We start from the raw sequence: 19,001 nt of genomic DNA, 5'->3' as shown, positions 1-19,001 counted from the left end.
TCGCATGCAGGAACATCAAACAAAACTGTTATCGGGTAGCAGCAGGGATGCCAGCCACGGGCAGGATGAGCCGCGGTGCAAAGGTGCTGCGTGCAAAATCTGGATCCGTAGGCCCGGGCGGGATGCGCCGGACTGACAAAAGGTGGTGGGTTTGGTACCCGCCACGACTGCCCGCGTGCCAGGCGGGCGGTAGCTGTTGGTCGTTCAGGCTGGACGGATGGCGCACGTGGACGACATCGTTTCTGACGATTGAGGACCATTGTAACCGATAAAACCGGCGAACGGACAAGCCCCGCCCGCGGCGCGTCGGGGATGCGACGCTATTTTGTCAAGCCGCGTCCAGTTTTTCCGACAAAATCGCCGACACGCCGAGGAAGGCCGGGTACTCGGCCGTGATCACATAGGTCGGCACTTGCGCCAGGTAGGCGCTGAAACGGCCCTTCTGCTCGAAGCGGCTGCGGAAGGACGAGGCCACGAAGCGCTCGCCCAGGCGCGGCACGATGCCGCCGCCGATATACACGCCGCCCTGGGCGCCGAGGGTGATGGCCAGGTTGCCGGCGGCGGTGCCGAGCATGCCGCAGAAGGCTTCCACCACCGCGTCGCACAGCGCGCATTCGCCGCTCAAGGCGCGGCGCGAGATTTCCGGCGCCGCCAGGCTGCCGGGACGGCCGGCGCGCTCGGCGAGCGCGCGGTAGATCAGTTCCACGCCGGCGCCCGACAACAGGCGCTCGCTGGAGACATGCTCGAACTCGCGCCAGGCGTACTGGAGGATGGCGACTTCGGTCTCGTTGACCGGAGAGAAGCTGACATGGCCGCCTTCGCTGCGCAGCGCGGTCCAGCCCTGCCCCGCCGGAACCAGGCCCGAAACGCCCAGGCCGGTGCCGGCGCCCAGCAGGCCGAGCGGCGCATCGGACTCCGGCGCGCCGCCGCCGACCTGGCGCTTGTGCTCGCCCAGGTGGGGCAGCGAGCGCGCCAGCGCCGAGAAATCGTTCACCACCACCAGGGTGTCGAACCCGCATTCGCGGCGCAGCGCCTCGATCGAGAAGGCCCAGTGGTGATTGGTCATGCGCACCTGGTCGCCGCTGACCGGGTTGGCGATGGCAATGGCCGCATGGCGCACGCCCCCGTGCAGGGCGGCGGACTGCGGCAGCGCCAGGTAGGCGCCGATGGCGTCGCCCAGGGTATCGTGGGCGTGGCAGGACAGCACCTCGATCGCTTCGAAACGCCCTGGCCCGGTTTCCAGCGCGAAGCGGGCATTGGTGCCGCCGATATCGGCAAGCAGGCGCGCGCCGCCTGGGTGGGAGGAGGAATCGGAATCGGGGCGGGAAGCGGAAGCGGTCATTGCAGCTATTGAATAGGCGATGACCAAGCTTACTAAACTTTGTAGTGGTATTACAAGAACATTCTGTAGTTTAGGTACAGCGCGTGGCACTTACCACCCGACCCGCATTGCAACACTCATTTAAATCACGTAGTAGGACTACCTAATTCTAACAAATGACGGGTTTGAGCTCAGGACCGGGGTTCTGGTGGGCATTCCAGGCATCGAGCCCGCCCCTGAGCGGTCGGGCACGGTGGAAACCATTGGCCAGGAACTGCTTCGCCACCTCGGCGGCGGTGACATCGTTCGGGCAGCTGCAGTAAACAACAATATGGCGGTCGCGGTCGATGCTGGCCATGAGCTGGGACGGCTCGCAGGACCGGAACACGAGCGCGCCGGGAATCGCGGCTTCGAGTTCCAGGGCCGTCAGGCTGCGCGCGTCGACGATGACCGGGTTGTGGCCGCCGTCGATCAGCGATTTGAGCTCCTGGATCTCGATGCTCGGCAATGCGATGCGGGCGCGGTGGCGGCGCCGCTCGACAAATTTGACGGCGATGAACAGCGCCAGCAGGCTGCCCAGCACCATGATGGCGGTGCCTCCCATGGTCTCGAGCCAGTCCAGCAGGTTCTCGACGCTGTCGTGGAACAGCACGCCGAGCAGGATGCCGCTGCCGCTCCACAGCAGCGCACCGGTGGCCGAAAAGGCCAGGAACTGCGGGGTCTGGGTGCCGATCGCCCCCGACAGCGGCGCAGCGATGGTATTGAAACCGGGGACGAACTTGGAAACCAGCAGCGATTTCGCGCCAAAGCGGCGAAAACGGTCTTCGGTCTGGTTGACGCAGGAATCGGGAGAAAGGGAAATCTTGCACAGCAGCCGCAGGATGCGCTTGCCGTAGAAGCGCCCGGCGCGGAACCAGAACATGTCGCAGATCAGGCAGGCGCCCACCGCCGCCGCCAGGCACAGGGGCCAGCTGACATCGCCGTCGACCGACAGCGCGCCGGCCACGACCAGGATCGGGAAAGCGGGAATGGGCAGGCCGAACTGTTCGACAAGAACGATGCCGAACACAATCAGCACACCGTAGATCTGGAGCAGGTCGACTAGCTGGGACATTGATTCAGTGTAGCGCAAATTTCGCCCCCCCACAGGACGCACTGCCCTGTCCTTCGGTAGGGGCGGCTGGGCCAGCCTTTTACGGATCGTCGACTTGCCTGGTTTTCAACTGGGACACTTTGTCCCAATGATTCGCAGTCGCTTTTGCGTAGAATGGGCCGGCAAGTGCAGCATGAGCCTCCGTGCATGGCTATCGCGGACGCCTCCTCCTCTCCCTCCTCATGGCCTGGAAATACACACAATCATGGAATGGTTCCCCGTAGTCGCCGGTACGTTCAAGGGTGTTGCCCTGGGCACCGGCATGTTCTTCGCTATCAAATGGCACTACGACCAGGGCAAGAAAGAGCAGGACAAGGCGCTGGAGAAGCGCGCGGTGCTGCGCGCAGCCGGCAAGGTGGCCGCGATCTTCGCGCTGTCGCTGCTGGGCCTGGGACTGCTCACCTTCTTCGTTCTCAGCAAACTCAGCCTAGACCTGGGCTTGACTTGATGGTCCGCCTTCAGGCGCCGCGCGGAATCGCCGCCAGCAGGCTGCGGGTGTAGGCGTGCTGCGGATTGCGGTACAGCTCGTCCGAGTCCGCCATCTCGACCACGCTGCCGTGGTGCATCACCATCACCTGGTCGGCGATGTATTTCACTACCGACAAGTCGTGTGAAATAAAGATGTAGCTCATCCCGAATTCGTCCTGCAAGTCCTGCAGCAGGTTCAGCACCTGGGCCTGGACCGACACGTCCAGCGCCGACACCGACTCGTCGCACACCAGGATTTCCGGTTTCATGGTCAGACAGCGCGCAATCGCGATGCGCTGGCGCTGGCCGCCGGAGAATTCGTGCGGGTAGCGCTGGAAGGCCTGCTCCGGCAAGCCCACGCGCTTGAGCAGCTCATGCGCCATGCCGATCCGCTCGGCATCGTTGGCGCCGATCCGGTGGATGCGCATCGGCTCGAGCAGGATCTGGCCGACCGTGAAGCGCGGGTTGAGCGACGCATACGGATTCTGGAAAATGATCTGGATGCGCCGTTTGTAGGCCTGGTACTCGCGGTCGGGCATGGCGAGGATGTCACGGCCGTCGAACAGCGCGCTGCCGCCGGTGGCGCGGTGCAGGCGCAGCAGGCTCAGGCCCACCGTGGTCTTGCCCGAACCGGATTCGCCCACCACGCCCAGCGTCTTGCCGCGCGCCAGCGTGAAGGACACGTCCTTCACCGCCTTGAACTCGCGTTTCCTGAACAGGCCGTCGGCCACAAAAAAACTCTTGGCCAGGTTCTTCACCACCAGCACCGGCTCGTCGCCGGGTGCGCTGCCGCGCGTGCGCTGCGGCAGCTGTTCGTCGGGCAGGAAGCGGCCGCCCAGGTAATCGTCGATCACGGGCAGGCGCAACGGGCGCTGGTCAAGTTTCGGGCGGCAATGCAGCAGCGCGCGCGTGTAGGCGTCGCGGGGCGCCGCGAACACCTGGGCGGCCGCGCCCTCCTCCCGCACCTCGCCATGGCGCATCACGATCACGCGGTCGGCGATCTCGCCCACCAGGCCCAGGTCGTGGGTGATGAAGAGCACCGCCATCTGGTGCTTCTTCTGCAGCGACGCGATCAGTTCCATGATCTGCTTCTGGATCGTCACGTCGAGCGCCGTGGTCGGCTCGTCGGCGATCAGCAGTTTGGGTTCGCAGGCGATCGCCATCGCGATCATCACGCGCTGCTGCTGGCCGCCCGACATCTGGCTCGGGTAGGCGTCGATTTTTACCAAAGGGTCGGGAATCCCGACCTCGTCCAGCAGTTCGAGGGTGCGCGCACGGGCCTGGCGCCGGTTCATGCCCATGTGGCGGCGCAGCACTTCGCCCACCTGGAAGCCGACCGTGAACACCGGGTTGAGCGAGGACATCGGCTCCTGGAAGATCATCGCGATGTCCTTGCCGCACAGCGCGCGCCGCTGCGCCAGTGGCAGGTCGAACAGCTCGCGCCCGTCGAAGCGCGCGCTGGAACCGGGATGGATGATGGTGGTATCCACCGGCAGCAGGCCCATCACCGCCAGCGAGCTCACCGACTTGCCGCTGCCGGATTCGCCCACCAGCGCCACCGTGCTGTTTCTCGGCACGTCGAAGGACACGCCCTTGACCGCCTCGACGCTGGTCTTCCGGTCGAGGCGGAAGGAGATGCGCAGGTCGCGTACCTGCAGCAGGATGTCGGGATTGGTGTGGGTCATTTGAGTTTCGGGTCCAGGGCGTCGCGCAAGGCGTCCGCAAACAGCGAGAAGGCCGTCACCAGCAGCGCCATGGCGCTGGCCGCCGCCGCCAGCTGCCACCATTTACCAAGGATCAGTTCGTTCTGCGCCTCGTTGAGCATGCTGCCCCAGGACACCACGCCGACCGGCACGCCGAAGCCCAGGAAGGACAGGATCACTTCGGCCTTGATGAAGCCCACCACCAGGATCGACACCTGCACCAGCGCCACGTGCGAGACATTGGGCAGGATGTGGCCGAACATGCGGCGCGCGCTCGAGGCGCCGATGGCGTCGGCCGCCATCACGTATTCGCGGCCCTTGTGCTTGATGTACTCGGCGCGCATCAGCCGGTAGGGGCCGGTCCAGCCGGTCAGGCCGAGGATCAGCACGATCGTCATCACCCCTTTCTGTTGCAGCACGGCGGCCACCGTGAGGATCATCAGGATCGAGGGAATCGAAGTGAAGATGCTGTAGAACCAGTTGAACAGGTCGTCCACCACGCCGCCATAAAACCCCGACAGCGCCCCGAACAGCGTGCCCAGCCCCACCGCGACAAAGGCCGCCACCAGGCCGACCACGATCGAGGTCTGGCCGCCCTTGATGGTCTTCTTGACGATGTCGTGGCCCCACTTGTCGGCGCCGAAGGCCAGGGTGGTGGCCTTGGCCACCGGCGGATGGCTGGCCCTGAGCTGCGCCTTGAGTCCGGCCAGTTCGGCGGCCAGCGGGTCGAAGGCGTTCGGCGGCGTCTCGCGCGGCAGCTGGGCGGCCGCGAGCGCGCGGGCGCCGGCGTCGGCCCCCACGAAGCCGGGCGGCGCGTAGTTCACCGCCACTTCGTCTTCCCAGTCGGCCGCCACCAGGCCGGCGCCGGAGAGCAGCACCATCAGCAGGAAAGCGGCGACCACCGCCAGCGCGGCCATCGCGATGCGGTCGGCGCGCAGCCGGCGCCAGGCCAGCGCCCACAGTCCCGGGGAGTGTGCGTAAGTCGTCATCGGGGTCGTCAGGTGAGTTGCACGCGCGGGTCGACCGCCTGGTACAGCAGGTCGGCCAGCAGGTTGAACACCATGGTGGCCGCGGCCACGTAGACCGTGATCGCCTTGATCACCGGGAAATCGCTGCGCTCCACCGCCAGGATCACTTCGCGCCCGATGCCCGGGATGCCGAAGAAGCGTTCGAGCAGGAAGGCGCCGATCAGCAGCGCCGGCAGGTTGGCCATGACATGGGTGATGATCGGGATCGCCGCGTTGCGCAGCACGTGTACCCAGACCACGCGCCGTTCGCCCAGCCCCTTGGCGCGCGCGGTGCGCACGTAGTCCTGCCCCACTTCGTCGAGCACGAAGCTGCGGTACAGGCGCAGGGTGGGCGCGATCGACACCGCCAGCCCGATGATGATCGGCAGCAGCGCATAGCGCAGCAGGTTCTCGCCCAGGCTGTCGCCCCAGCCCTGTACCGGGAACAGGCCGAGCTGGTAGGCGAACACATACTGGAACACGATGATGTAGACCAGGATCGAGATCGACATCCCCACCGTGCACGCCACCATCACGGCGCGGTCGGTCAGCGAGCCGCGCACGAAGGCGATCGCCAGCGCCAGCGCGATGCCCAGCGCGGTTTCCAGGATGGTCAGCGGCACCAGCACCGTGAGCGACGGCCCCAGACGGCTGGAAATGATGTGCGACACCGGCTCGCCGGTGCTCCAGGCATTGCCGAAATCAAAGCTCACGATCTGCTTGATGAAAATCCACAGCTGCTCCGGCATCGGCTGGTCGGTGCCGAGCTGGCGCCGGATGTTCTCGATGGCGGCGGTATCGGCCATCTTCCCGGCCAGCAGGTAGGCCGGGTCGCCCCCTACCCAGTTGAACAGCACGAACACCAGCAGCACCACCCCGAGCATGGTCGGCAGCATCTGCCACAGCCGGCGGACGATAAAACTCAGCATGCAGCTCCTCAGGGGTGCGGGCAAAAGAGGCGTAACGATAACGCATATTGGGCCGCGTTGGCAGTGTGCCATGGTGCCCGGGGATTATTCCAATTGATGTCTGTCCCATAACCCACCCGACATGATTTGTAAATACCGCCGGGCGAGAGTTGTATTTTTAGCTTGTACATACATTCCAATTGACAACGTATGTACGCGAATGTTTTTATTGCCAAGCAGGAAAAGATGCCGTTTTTTTATTTGCACGGCAATGTGATCGAAACCTCTCTGCGGACGACGTCAAAACAAGAGCCGCGGAGCCTACCTGGGAAATTCGCCATGATGGTTGAAACAGTAATATCTCGCTCGGTCCGACTGATGTTTGCAGGCGGGATGGCCTTTGCCGCCTCGGCCTATGCGCAGGACGCGCAGCAAGCTCCGGCGGCCGAAGGCCAATCGCTGCAGCGCGTGGAAGTGACCGGTTCGCGTATCGCGACCGCCAACCTGGAAAGCGTCAGCCCGGTCACCGTGGTGGGCGCCAAGGACATCAAGCTGGAAGGCACGCGTTCGGTCGAGAACCTGCTCAACAACCTGCCGCAGGTCTTCGCCGACCAGGGTGGTTCGATCTCGAACGGCTCGTCCGGCACCGCGACCGTCAACCTGCGCAATTTCGGCGCCGACCGCACCCTGGTGCTGGTCAATGGCCGCCGCCTGCCGGCCGGCTCGCCACGCAATACCGCAGCCGACCTGAACCAGATCCCGGCGGCGCTGATCAAGCGCGTCGAGGTGCTGACCGGCGGCGCATCGGCCATCTACGGCTCGGACGCGGTGGCCGGTGTCGTCAACTTCATCATGAACGACAATTTCCAGGGCGTGCAGCTGGAAACCAACTACGCGTTCTACAACCACCAGCAAAACGGTGGCCCGGCCGCCGAGGCTTCGCGTCGCCGCAACTTCCCGGTTCCGGATGACAAGGGTGCGGACGGCAAGATCAAGGATGCCAACCTGCTGTTGGGTGGCAACTTCGCTGACGGCCGCGGCAACGCCGTCGCGTTCTTCGGCTACAAGAAGGAAGATGCACTGCTGCAGTCCGAGCGCGATTTCACCGCCTGCTCGCTAGGCGGCTTCTCGTCGGCCGAGCGCTTGAACTGCGGCGGCTCCGGCACCAGCTTCCCGGGCCGCTTCTTCACCGATGCCGGGCAGCGCACCGTGGCCGACGCGTCCGGCAACACCCGCCCCTACGTCGGCGCCACCGACCAGTACAATTTCGGCCCGCTGAACTACTTCCGCCGTCCATCGGAACGCTTCACCTTCAGCAGCTTCTCGCGTTACGACATCAGCGAGCAGATGCGCCTGTACACGGAAGCGAGCTTCCACGACGACAGCACTGTTGCCCAGATTGCGCCCTCGGGACTGTTCGGCTTCGATGCCTCGGGCGCCAATGCGATCCGCTTCGAAAACCCGTTCCTGTCGCCGGCATGGAAACGTGACCTGGGCCTGACCGGTCCGGGCGACACCGCCGACGCCCTGATCTTCCGCCGCAACGTCGAAGGCGGCGGCCGCCGCGACGACCAGCGCCACACTTCCTACCGCGGCGTGGTCGGCCTGAAGGGCGATGTCGGCAACTGGACCTACGACGCCTTCCTGCAGGCCGGCAAGGTGCTGTACTCGGAAACCTACTTCAATGACTTCTCGAACCAGCGCATTGGCCGCGCCCTCGATGTCGTGAGCAATGCAGCCGGCCAGCCGGTCTGCCGCAGTGTGGTCGACGGTACCGACCCGAATTGCGTCCCGTACAACATCTGGGCATTGGGCAAGGTCACACCAGAAGCATTGAAATACCTGCAGACCCCTGGATTCCAGAAAGGCAGCACCTCCCAGACCGTGCAGGGCATCAACCTGTCGACCGACCTGGGCGAGTATGGCATCAAGCTGCCGACCACCAGCCGCGGCGTCGGCATCGCGCTGGGCTGGGAACACCGCACCGAGAAGCTTGACCTGGCAACCGACACCGCCTTCGAGACCGGCGACCTGGCCGGCCAGGGCGGCCCGACCCTGGGCGTGGCCGGCCAGTTCAGCGTGCGCGACTACTACGCGGAAGCACGCATCCCGGTCCTTGAAAAAGCGCCGTTCGCGGAATCCCTGACCCTGAACGGTTCGTTCCGTCGCTCCGACTATTCGACCGGCCAGAAGACCGATTCATACGGCGTGGGCGCGGAGTGGTCGCCGGTGAGTGCCGCCAAAGTGCGCTTCAGCTACCAGCGCGCGGCCCGCGCGGCCAACGTGGTTGAGCTGTTCACCCCGCAGGGCCTGAGCCTGTACGGCATGTCGGGCGACCCCTGCGCCGGCACCAGGCCGACCGCAACGCTGGCGCAGTGCGCCCGCACCGGCGTCACGGCAGCGCAGTACGGCAAGATCGAAGATAGCCCGGCCCAGCAGTACAACCAGATCACCGGCGGCAATACCAACCTGGCGCCGGAGGAGTCCGATTCCTACACGCTGGGCCTGGTCCTGACACCGATGCGCAACCTGAGCCTGACCATCGACGCCTTCGACATGAAAGTCAATGGCGTGATCGATGGCCTGCCGGCCTCGACCACCCTGACCCAGTGCCTGCAGACCGGCGACCCGAAGTTCTGCGCGCTGATCACGCGTGACCGCCTCGGCAGCCTGTGGGCGCTCAACAGCGCCAACATCATCGCCACCAACCAGAATCTCGGCATGCGCTCGACCAAAGGCATCGACCTGGGCGCCAACTATGGCTACAAGATGGGTGCATGGGGCGGACTGGACCTGTCCTTCATTGGCACCTATCTGAAGGAGTTCAAGCAGGAAGACTTCCCGGGCTCGGGCCAGTACGACTGCGCCGGCCTGCATGGCACCACCTGCGGGACCCCGCTGCCGACCTGGCGCCACAAGATCCGCGCGGTCTGGGCCACGCCATGGACCGGGCTGGAGCTGGGCCTGACCTGGCGCCACATCAAGAGCGTCAAGCTGGACGCCACCAGCGACAACGACCTTCTGGCGGGCACTTTCGTCAAGCCGGATGAAAGCCTGGCCGCGCGCGACTACATCGACCTGGTCGGCCAGTGGGCGTTCAACAAGCACCTGACCCTGCGCATGGGCGTCAACAATGCGCTGGACAAGGATCCACCCGTCAGCGGCGTGGTCGCCGCCACCCTGGGCAACGGCAATACCTACCCGCAGGTGTATGACGCCATGGGGCGCCATATCTTCCTGAACCTGACCGCCAAGTTCTAAAGGCTGGTCCAGGCAGCAGGGAGCGCCGCCGGCCGGGAGAGGCGGCGCCCCCGGCTGCGTGGCCGACACGGCGCGCCCGGGCAACCGGGGGCGCCGTTTTTCCTGGCCGCCGCGGCGCTGCCCGCAGCGAGGACGCAGCCGTCCTGCTCCTGTGTTACCCTGCCGGTCAACCATTCCTGCGGATGGCGTGGACCGCGACCGCGACGCCTCCCTCCTCGCACCATGAAATTCGAAACCAAGATCAAGGTCGCCGCCGGCGCGATCATCCTCGTCATGTTCACGGTGGCGATCCTGCCGCTGCTGGTCAAACGCCAAGTTGCGGTGGCAATTACCGAGCTGAGCAATGCCTCGAACATCGAGCGCCTCGAGTTGAACCTGCTGGACCTGCTGCTCGATGCGGAAACGGCGCAGCGCGGTTTCGTGCTGACCGGGGACGAGCGCTTCCTCGCCCCATACCACACGGCCGTCAATCGTATCCCCGTGGTGCAGCACGCCTTGCGCAAGGAAATGCCCGGCCCGGCAGAAACGACGCGCCTCGAGGCGATCGAGCGCGCCACGGCGGCCAAGATGCTCACGGTGGCGCGTGCGATCGAGCTGCGGCGCGGGCAGGGCCTGGCGCCGGCCGCCGCATTCATCGCCGGCGGTACCGGCAAGGCCCAGATGGATGCCTTGCGCACGCTGATCGACAGCGAGATCGAGCGCTACGCCGCGCGCCGCGCGGACCTGGGCGAGCGATTGCAGTCGGTCTCGAACTCGGCCGCCAATGCCAGCCTGGTGGCAACCCTGACCAATATCCTGGTGCTGGCTGGCGTGCTGACCGCCGCCACGCGGGTATTGCGCCAGCGCGACCTGGCCGAACACCGGGCCAACCAGGCCGCGCAGGAAACGCAGTCGACCAACGAGCGCATCTCGCGGCAGAACACCCTGCTGTTCCGCAGCGCCGACCTGATGCACTCCCTGGAGTTGTCCGAATCCAGCGACGAGGCGGCCGTCGTGGTCGCCAGCTACCTGCCGCAGCTATTGCCGGGACTGTCAGGCAGCCTCTACCTCTACAACAATTCACGCGACCTGCTGGAGCGCAAGGCCTCCTGGGGCGGCGCCGCCGGCGAGCCCGAGCTGATCGAGGCCGGCGACTGCTGGGCGCTGCGGCGCGGCAGCCCGCACCTGGTCACGCGCCAATCCGGCGGACTGGCCTGCCGCCATGCGGGCGCGGGCGGGGAAGACCGCCTGTGCCTGCCGCTGGTGACGCAGGGCGACGTGATCGGCTGCCTGAGCGCCACCGGTGCCGGCCTGAGCGAGGGCAAGGACGACCAGCGCGCGTGGATCGGCCAGCTCGCCGAACAGCTTGGCCTGGCCCTGAGCAACGTGCGCCTGCGGGTGTCGCTGCGCCAGCAATCGGTCATCGACCCGCTGACCCAGCTCTACAACCGGCGCTACATGGACGAGGTGCTCAGGCGCGAGCTGGCGCGTTCGGACCGCAACGGCGAGCCCTTGTCGCTGCTGGTGCTCGACCTGGACCATTTCAAGCGGATCAACGACAGCTATGGCCATGAAGGCGGCGACGCCGTCCTGCGCAAGGTGGCGCAGGTATTGCGCGACAACGTGCGCTCCTGCGATGTGGCTTGCCGCATGGGCGGCGAGGAAATGGTGGTGCTGCTGCCCAACTGCGGGATCGACGACGCGCTCAAGCGCGCCGACGCCCTGCGCCGGGCCATCGCGGCGGGCGACATCCTGCACGACGGCCGCCGCCTCCACGCTACGGCGTCGATCGGCGTTGCCGCCTACCCACTGCACGCGCGCAGCATGCAGGCGCTGGTCCACGCGGCCGACCTGGCCCTGTACCAGGCCAAGCACCAGGGCCGCGACCGCGTGGTGCGCGCCGCCGACGAAGCGGACGCCGGCGCCACGGCCGTACCGCACGGGTCCTGAAACGGGGGCTTACTCCGACCGCAGCCTGCGCTGCTTCACCGCCTCGGCCAGCCCTTCCAGCACGCCGATGCTGGTGTCCCAGTCGATGCAGCCATCCGTCACCGACTGCCCGTAGGTCAGTTCCTTGCCCGGCACCAGGTCCTGCCTTCCCCCCACCAGGTGCGACTCGATCATCACGCCCACGATGCGGTCGTCGCCGGCCGCGATCTGGCGCGCGATGTCGGCGCATACCGGCACCTGGTTCTGCGGGTTCTTGCTGCTGTTGGCGTGCGAGGCGTCGATCATCAGGCGGCCGGCCAGGCCGTTGGCGGCGAGCTGGCGGCAGGCTTCTTCCACGCTGGCGGCGTCGTAGTTGGGCGCCTTGCCGCCGCGCAGGATGATGTGGCAATCCTCGTTGCCGGCGGTCGACACGATCGCCGAGTGCCCGCCCTTGGTCACCGACAGGAAGTGGTGCGGCTGCGAAGCGGCCTTGATGGCGTCGGCGGCGATCTTGATATTGCCGTCAGTGCCGTTCTTGAAGCCGACCGGACAGGACAGGCCGGAGGCCAGCTCGCGGTGCACCTGCGACTCGGTGGTGCGGGCCCCGATCGCGCCCCAGCTGATCAGGTCGGCGATGTACTGCGGGCTGATCACGTCGAGGAACTCGGTGCCGGCCGGCAGGCCCAGCTCATTGATGTCGCGCAGCAGCTCGCGCGCCATGCGCAGGCCGTCGTTGATGCGGAAGCTGTTGTCCATGTAGGGGTCGTTGATCATGCCCTTCCAGCCCACCGTGGTGCGCGGCTTCTCGAAGTACACGCGCATCACGATTTCCAGTTCGCCGGCGAAGCGCTGGCGCAGCGGCGCCAGGCGGCGCGCGTATTCGAGCGCGGCCTTGGGGTCGTGGATCGAGCACGGGCCCACCACCACCATCACGCGGTCGTCCTGGCCGTGCAGGATGCGGTGCAGCGCCACGCGCGCGGCGGCGGCGGTCTGCTCGGCCGCCGGGGTGACCGGGAACTCGCGGATCAGGTGCGCGGGCGGGGTCAGTTCCTTCATTTCGCGGATGCGTAAGTCGTCGGTGCGAGGCATGCTGTACTCCGTGTGGTGGGCTGGGTCTGGAAATAAAAAAACCGCCATCGCTGGCGGTTTGTCTGGATTGCGTCGGACTGTTCTGATGTCGCGTGAACCTGCCGCTACTCCACCGCCAAGGGGCTGGAATGGCTAAAGTAAAAGTAGCAGGTAAAGAAAACGTGCTTGCGCATGGAATGTCCGGTGAAGTCGACAGGCCTGTCCTGGGCGACCTTGTTCGCTTGACTATAACGCCATTGTGCGAGGCTTGGCAAGGCTTTTGTCGGGCCGCGCCGCTGCTGATTACGACGGCGCGATCTGGCAAGCGGTTGCAGGAACCCCACACGAATTCCCCACCTTTCCGCACTCCTTGAGCTGGATCAGCCGCCGTTCATTGATCGGTGCAAAAGTCGCTTCAAGCCCCGACGCCACCGTCCTGCTCTTGCGTTCTCCCAAGAAAGGTCTCTCAGGCATTTGATTAAGCGCAACAGTAGCGACCGGGCGGAGGCTGAGGGAAAACCCATTCACCGGAGTCCGGACATGACTGAAACCCTGCTCTCGCGCGCCCTGCGGCGCATCTTCGCCGGCGGCGGTGCCGTTGGCCTCGTATCGGCCGGCTTCACGATGCTGGCGGCGCCCCCCGCCCTGCTGGCGCAGGAGGTCGCGCCCAAGCCGGTCGCCCGCGTCGAAATCACCGGCTCGAACATCCGCCGCGCCCAGGCCGAAACCGCCTCGTCGGTGCAGACCGTGAACCGCGCCGACATTGAGCGCTCGGGCAAGACCACGGTCGCCGAACTGCTGCAGACGCTGGCGGTCGACAACTCGGGCTCGGTGCCGACCACCTTCGGCGGCGGCTTCGCCTCCGGCGCCTCGGGCATCTCGCTGCGCGGCCTGGGCACGGCCTCCACCCTGGTGCTGCTCAACGGCCGCCGCATGGCGCCCTATGGCCTGGCCGACGACGGCCAGAAGGTGTTCTCCGACCTCAACGTCATCCCCACCGATGCCGTCGAACGGGTCGAGATCCTGAAGGACGGCGCCTCGGCCATCTATGGTTCCGACGCGATTGCCGGCGTGGTCAACATCATCCTGCGGCGCGACTTCCAGGGCAGCACGGTGCGCGGCATGCTGGGCACCGGGGAAGCGGGCGACGGCCGCCAGAACAACCTCGCGCTCACCTGGGGCAAGGGCGATATCGACGCCGACCGCTTCAACCTGCTGCTGAACTTCGAGTACAAGAAGACCGACGAGATCTGGAACCGCGAGCGCGGCAACCGCGACTGGGTCGGCAAGGGCGACCTGCGGCAATGGGGCTTTTCCGCGCAGGAAGCGCTGGGCGGCACCGGCGCCATCACCGGCAACAATGCCTCCGGCAGCGCCATCAACGGCAACGTGCGCAACCCGGACACGCTCGACTACTATAACCGCGGCAACCTGGCCGGGGCCGGCTTCACCCGCACCTTCCCCGGCGCGGCCTGCGGCAACTTCAGCAACCATCCCCAGGGCGACCCGGGCGGCGGCTGCCTGATCGACGCCCCCTTCCTGTACAGCCAGATCCAGCCCGACCAGGAAACCGTGTCGATGTTCGGGCGCGGCACCCTCAAGCTGTCCAAGGACATCGAGGCCTACACCGAACTGAATTTCTACAACAGCCTGAGCGAATCGGGCACCACGCCGTCGACCATCAGCGCGAACCAGGGTTTCCCGGGCGGACCGGTCAGCAACGCCGCAGTGGCCTTCGGTCCCGACCACCCCGACAACCCCTACTTCGGGCGTGAAGCGCGCCTGCGCTACCTGGCCGCCGACGCCGGGCCGCGCGTCTCGAGCATCGATTCGACCTTCGTGCGCGCGCTGGTGGGCGCGCGCGGCACCAGCGCCGGCTGGGACTGGGACAGCTCGCTGCTCTATTCGCGCAACAAGGTCACCAACGATCGCACCGGCTACCTCCAGCGCGACGCGGTGTTCGCCATGCTCAATCCCAGCGCCACCAACGTGGCGGCCGCCCTTGCCGGCAACCCGGGCTACCGCGCCCTGCCGGCCGGCACCCTGTGGCGCATCGGCGAGAACGCGGGCCTGAATTCCGCGGCGGTGTATGCCGCGCTGTCGCCGCAAATCACGAACGACGCCCGTACCGAAATCGCACAGGTCGACCTGCGCGCCACCCGCGAGTTCGGCAAGCTGGCGGGCGGCGCCCTTGGCGTGGCGGTGGGCGCCGAGTTCCGCCACGAATCGACCGAACTCGAACCCACCACCGGCACCGAACGCGGCAACATCATCGGCCTGGGCTATTCGGCCTATGAAGGCCAGCGCAACGTGTTCGCGGCCTACGGCGAGGTGCTGGCGCCGGTGCTGCCCGGCCTCGAAGTGACCGGCGCCATGCGCTGGGACCATTTCACCGACGTGGGCGATGCCTACACCCCGAAACTGGGCGTCAAGTGGACGCCGGTGCGCCAGCTGGCGCTGCGTGCTACCTGGGCCAAGGGCTTTCGCGCCCCCAGCGCAGCCGAGAACGGAGAAGGCGGCCTGGCCGCCTTCTCCACCGCCGAAGACCCGCTGCGCTGCGCCCTTGGCGTGACGACGGCCTGCAACCCGGCCAGCATTGCCCTCATCACCTCGCCCAACCCGGACCTGTCCCCCGAGCGCTCCAAGAGCTTCAACGTGGGCGTGATCTGGGACCCGCTGCCGCGCACCAGCGTCTCGCTCGACTTCTGGGAGATCAAGCGCAAGAACGAGATCAACCAGGAACAGGTCGATGCCGCCATCCTGGCCGGGCGCGTGGCGCGCGACCCCAGCACGGCGCAAGCCGGCATCCCGGGCGACCCCGGCGCCATCACGGCGGTGCTGGCCAGCTACGTCAACTCGGCCCAGACCAGGGTGCGCGGCGTCGACCTCGACGCCCGCCAAAGCCTCGCGCTGCCCAACAACCTGGGCAACCTGGTGTTCAACGCCAAGTGGACCCACCTGCTCAAGTGGCTGCGCACCGAGCAGGATGGCAGTTCGCGCGACTTCGCGGGCACCCACGGCAACTGCGACGTGACCAACTGCGTGGGCACGCCGGACAACCGCGCCAACCTGTCCGCCAGCTGGGAACGCCCCGACTTCCGCCTGACCGCCAACCTGCAATACCGCGGCAAGATCGACAACACGGCGTTCAAGGACGACCCGGACGGCTGCGCCACGCACTTCGCCAACGGCAACGACGCGCCGACCGACTGCAAGCTGACCTCGTTCACGACGGTCGACCTGGTGTTCCGCTGGAAGCCGCAGCCGCGCTGGGAAGTGTTCGGCTCGATCCAGAACGTGTTCGACAAGATCGCGCCGCTCGATCCGCTCACCTACGGCGCGGTAGCGTACAACCCGCTCGACTACGCCGGCGCGGTCGGGCGCTTCTTCACCCTGGGGGCGCGCTACACCTTCTGAGGCACCGGGGCGGGCCGCGCGGCCCGCCCGCTCCCCAACCACCAACGGATCCCGACATGAACCACACTACCCTGGCGGCAAGCCTGCGCCGGCTGTTCGCCGGCGGCCTCGTACTGGCCGCCTCCCCCCTGCTGGCCCAGGATGCGCCGCCGCCCTTGCCGGCCACGGCGCCGATGCAGCGCGTGGAAATCACGGGCTCGTCGATCCGCCGCCTGGCGGCGCAAACCTCGCTGCCGATCACCACCATGCGCGCCGCCGACTTCGCCAAGCAGGGCCTGGCCACGGCCCAGGAAGTGCTCAACGCCATCCCGATGAACCAGAGTTCGGAAGTGGGCGCCTCGGCGGTGGGCGCGGGCACCGGCGGGCGCTCCACGGCCGACCTGCGCGGCCTGGGCGGCGACAAGACCCTGGTCCTGCTCAACGGGCGGCGGCTCGCCAACCACCCGTATTTTGCCGATTCGGTCGACCTCAACATCATCCCGATCGCCGCGCTCGAGCGGGTCGAGGTGCTGCGCGACGGCGCCTCGGCCATCTACGGCACCGACGCCATCGGCGGCGTGATCAACTTCATCACCAAGCGCTCGGTGCAGGGCGCCGCCATCACCTTCGAAGGCTACGAGCCCTGGGCCAATGGCGGCGGCAACGAGCAGCGCCTGAACCTGTCGGGCGGCTGGGGCGAGCTCGAACGCGATGGCCTCAGCCTGTGGGGCGTGCTCGACTGGCACCAGCAAAGCCCGCTGCGCGCCACCGAGCGCAGCTTCTCGCAGACCGGCATCCGCCCGGAGCGCGGCATGTTCGAGGTCAGCGGCACGACCTTCCCCGCCAACTTCTTTTCCGACCTGGGCGTGAGCGGCAACCCGCTCTACCCGGCCTGCCAGCCGCCCGCCTCCGTGCCCCTGCCGGACGACCCGCTGTGCGCCTTCGACTACACGCGTTTCGTCGACAACATCCCCAGGACGCGCCAATTCAGCGCCATGGCCAAGCTCAACAAGAAGTTCGGCAGCCACATCGGCAGCCTGGAATTCGTCCACGGCCGCAGCACCAATACTTCGCAGGTGGCGCCGCCCCCGCTGTCGGGCATCGGCGTGATCATGACCGCCGACAGCCGCTACTATCCCGGCAACGGTGTGGTGCCGGCCTTCCCGGGCCTGACTGGCGAGCCGCTCGACGTGTCGTGGCGCCCGCTGGAAACCGGCCCGCGCAAGAGCTTCGACGCCAGCATCACCGACCGCCTGCTGGCCAGCCTGGAAGGCACGCTGGCCGGCTGGGACTACAATACCGCCATTTCCTACTCGCTGGGCAAGGCCAAGAGCCGCTTCACGGGCGGCTACGTCATCGACCAGCGCATCATCGACGGCGTCGGGTCCGGCATCCTGAACCCCTTCGGCATCCAGGACGCGGCCGGCGCGCAGTACCTGCAGGATTCGCTCCTGCTGGGCGAGTACCTGCACGCCCGCATCCACAGCGCCGCGATCGACGCCCGCGCCAGCCGCGACCTGCTGACCCTGCCCGGCGGGCCGCTGGGCTTCGCCATCGGCGCCGAATTCCGGCGCGACCGCGCCAAGTACTTCGTCGACCGCGCACTGGCCGGGCAAGCCTCCAGCTCCGGCTATGCCGACGCCAGCGACCAGGCCGGCGCGCGCAGCATCGGAGCCTTGTTCAGCGAAGTCAACGTCCCGCTCATCAAGGACCTCGAGCTCAATTTTGCAGCGCGCTACGACCACTACAGCGACGTCGGCGGCAGCTTCAACCCGAAGGTGGCGCTGCGCTGGCAGCCGAGCAAGCAAGTGCTGGTGCGCGCCTCGTTCAACAAGGGCTTCCGCGCGCCGACCCTGTTCGACCTGTACGGGCCGCAGGCCACCACCAATAGCTCGGACACCTACGACGACCCGCTGCTGTGCCCGGGCGGCGTGCCGGCGCCCGGCGCCAACCCGAACATCGCCTGCGGCCAGCAGCAATTCGTCCGCCAGGGCGGCAATCCCGATTTGTCGCCGGAGCGCTCGCGCACCTACAGCGCCGGCCTGGTCGTCGAGCCGCTGGCCAACCTCACGCTGTCGGTGGATTACTGGAACATCCGCCTGAAAGACCAGCTCAATGCGCTGGCCGAGCAGACCCTGTTCGGCAACTTCGAGAAGTACCGCGACCTGTTCGTGTACGACGCGGCCGGCACCAGCCTGCTGTACGTGCTGGCCATCACCGACAACCTGGGCGAAGTGAAAACCCGCGGCCTCGACCTGTCGCTGGCCTACCGGATGCCGAAGACGCGGTTCGGCAACTTCAGCGTCAACCTCGACAGCACCTACGTCAACAAATACGATTACCAGAACGAGCCGGGCGGCCCCTTCACCGAAAACGCCGGGCGCTACGCCGATGCCTCGCCAGTCTTCCGCTGGCGCCACAACCTGCTGTTCTCCCTGAGCCGCGGCGACTGGAGCTTCAACCTGGCCAACCGCTACATGTCGCACTACACCGACCAGAACACGGCGGTTGCGCCCGAATTCTTCAACAAGGTCGGCCACTATTCAACCTGGTCGCTGTCGACCACCTACAGCGGCAACAAGAAAGCCGAATTTACCGCCGGCATCAAGAACCTGTTCGACAAGGAGCCCCCCTTCACCAACCAGCTCACCAACTTCCAGCTGGGCTACGATCCGCGCTATACGGACCCGCTGGGGTTCACGGTGTACGCGCGGGTGACGTACAAGTTCAACTAGGGAGTCCGGATACCGCCGCAGAGCCAAGGGCGCCGGACAGGAGAAGCGCCGGGCCAGCCTAAGCTGCACCGTT

At 66.6% G+C, this 19,001-nt stretch carries 11 protein-coding genes; 5 read left to right on the top strand and 6 right to left on the bottom strand.

Annotated elements, in window-relative coordinates; all coding sequences use genetic code 11:
* Window positions 1-328: 328 nt before the first annotated feature.
* Together BM031_RS04305 and BM031_RS04300 are read right to left on the bottom strand one after the other, a co-directional pair.
* Window positions 329-1,342: a glucokinase gene (locus BM031_RS04305; protein WP_091871610.1), complete on the bottom strand. Its 1,014-nt coding sequence runs from the start codon at window positions 1,340-1,342 to the stop codon at window positions 329-331.
* Window positions 1,343-1,490: 148 nt separating this feature from the next.
* Window positions 1,491-2,435: a rhodanese-like domain-containing protein gene (locus BM031_RS04300; protein WP_091871608.1), complete on the bottom strand. Its 945-nt coding sequence runs from the start codon at window positions 2,433-2,435 to the stop codon at window positions 1,491-1,493.
* Window positions 2,436-2,679: 244 nt separating this feature from the next.
* On the opposite strand from BM031_RS04300, the gene BM031_RS04295 reads away from it, so the two are divergent.
* Window positions 2,680-2,922 (top strand): hypothetical protein, encoded by a 243-nt coding sequence (locus BM031_RS04295; protein ID WP_091871605.1) that lies wholly within the window; start codon window positions 2,680-2,682, stop codon window positions 2,920-2,922.
* Between the two features lie 10 nt (window positions 2,923-2,932).
* On the opposite strand, the gene BM031_RS04290 is transcribed toward BM031_RS04295, so the two are convergent.
* Genes BM031_RS04290 through BM031_RS04280 form a run of 3 tightly spaced genes read right to left on the bottom strand, consistent with a single transcriptional unit; the run spans window position 2,933 to window position 6,581 of the window.
* A complete protein-coding gene (locus BM031_RS04290) occupies window positions 2,933-4,627 on the bottom strand; it encodes an ABC transporter ATP-binding protein (RefSeq protein WP_091871603.1) in 1,695 nt (564 codons plus the stop codon).
* Window positions 4,624-5,634, bottom strand: coding sequence for an ABC transporter permease (locus tag BM031_RS04285; protein WP_091871600.1), 1,011 nt, complete (start codon window positions 5,632-5,634; stop codon window positions 4,624-4,626). The genes BM031_RS04290 and BM031_RS04285 overlap by 4 nt, the downstream gene beginning before the upstream one ends.
* 8 nt (window positions 5,635-5,642) lie before the next feature.
* Window positions 5,643-6,581 carry an ABC transporter permease gene (locus BM031_RS04280; RefSeq protein WP_091871598.1) on the bottom strand — a complete coding sequence of 313 codons (939 nt, stop codon included), beginning with the start codon at window positions 6,579-6,581 and terminating at the stop codon, window positions 5,643-5,645.
* A gap of 372 nt (window positions 6,582-6,953) precedes the next feature.
* Here BM031_RS04280 and BM031_RS04275 point away from each other — a divergent pair, with 372 nt between their 5' ends.
* Window positions 6,954-9,821 (top strand): TonB-dependent receptor domain-containing protein, encoded by a 2,868-nt coding sequence (locus BM031_RS04275; protein ID WP_229408535.1) that lies wholly within the window; start codon window positions 6,954-6,956, stop codon window positions 9,819-9,821.
* A gap of 222 nt (window positions 9,822-10,043) precedes the next feature.
* Window positions 10,044-11,750 (top strand): diguanylate cyclase, encoded by a 1,707-nt coding sequence (locus BM031_RS04270; RefSeq protein WP_091871593.1) that lies wholly within the window; start codon window positions 10,044-10,046, stop codon window positions 11,748-11,750.
* 9 nt (window positions 11,751-11,759) lie between these two features.
* Here the strand turns inward: BM031_RS04270 and aroG are convergent, their stop codons facing one another.
* Entirely contained in the window at window positions 11,760-12,818 is a 1,059-nt protein-coding gene (aroG, locus tag BM031_RS04265) for a 3-deoxy-7-phosphoheptulonate synthase AroG (protein WP_091871590.1), read from the bottom strand.
* A 519-nt stretch (window positions 12,819-13,337) separates the two neighbouring features.
* Here aroG and BM031_RS04260 point away from each other — a divergent pair.
* On the top strand, window positions 13,338-16,214 hold the full coding sequence (locus BM031_RS04260; RefSeq protein ID WP_091871588.1) for a TonB-dependent receptor: 2,877 nt from the start codon (window positions 13,338-13,340) through the stop codon (window positions 16,212-16,214).
* Between the two features lie 56 nt (window positions 16,215-16,270).
* Window positions 16,271-18,928 (top strand): TonB-dependent receptor, encoded by a 2,658-nt coding sequence (locus tag BM031_RS04255; protein WP_091871585.1) that lies wholly within the window; start codon window positions 16,271-16,273, stop codon window positions 18,926-18,928.
* The last annotated feature ends 73 nt before the right edge of the window (window positions 18,929-19,001 follow it).

The sequence above is a fragment of the Massilia yuzhufengensis genome (genome assembly GCF_900112225.1).
Lineage (GTDB): Bacteria > Pseudomonadota > Gammaproteobacteria > Burkholderiales > Burkholderiaceae_D > Telluria > Telluria yuzhufengensis.
Note: the sequence above shows the minus strand (reverse complement) of the source record. Positions and strands in the feature narration are given on the sequence as shown.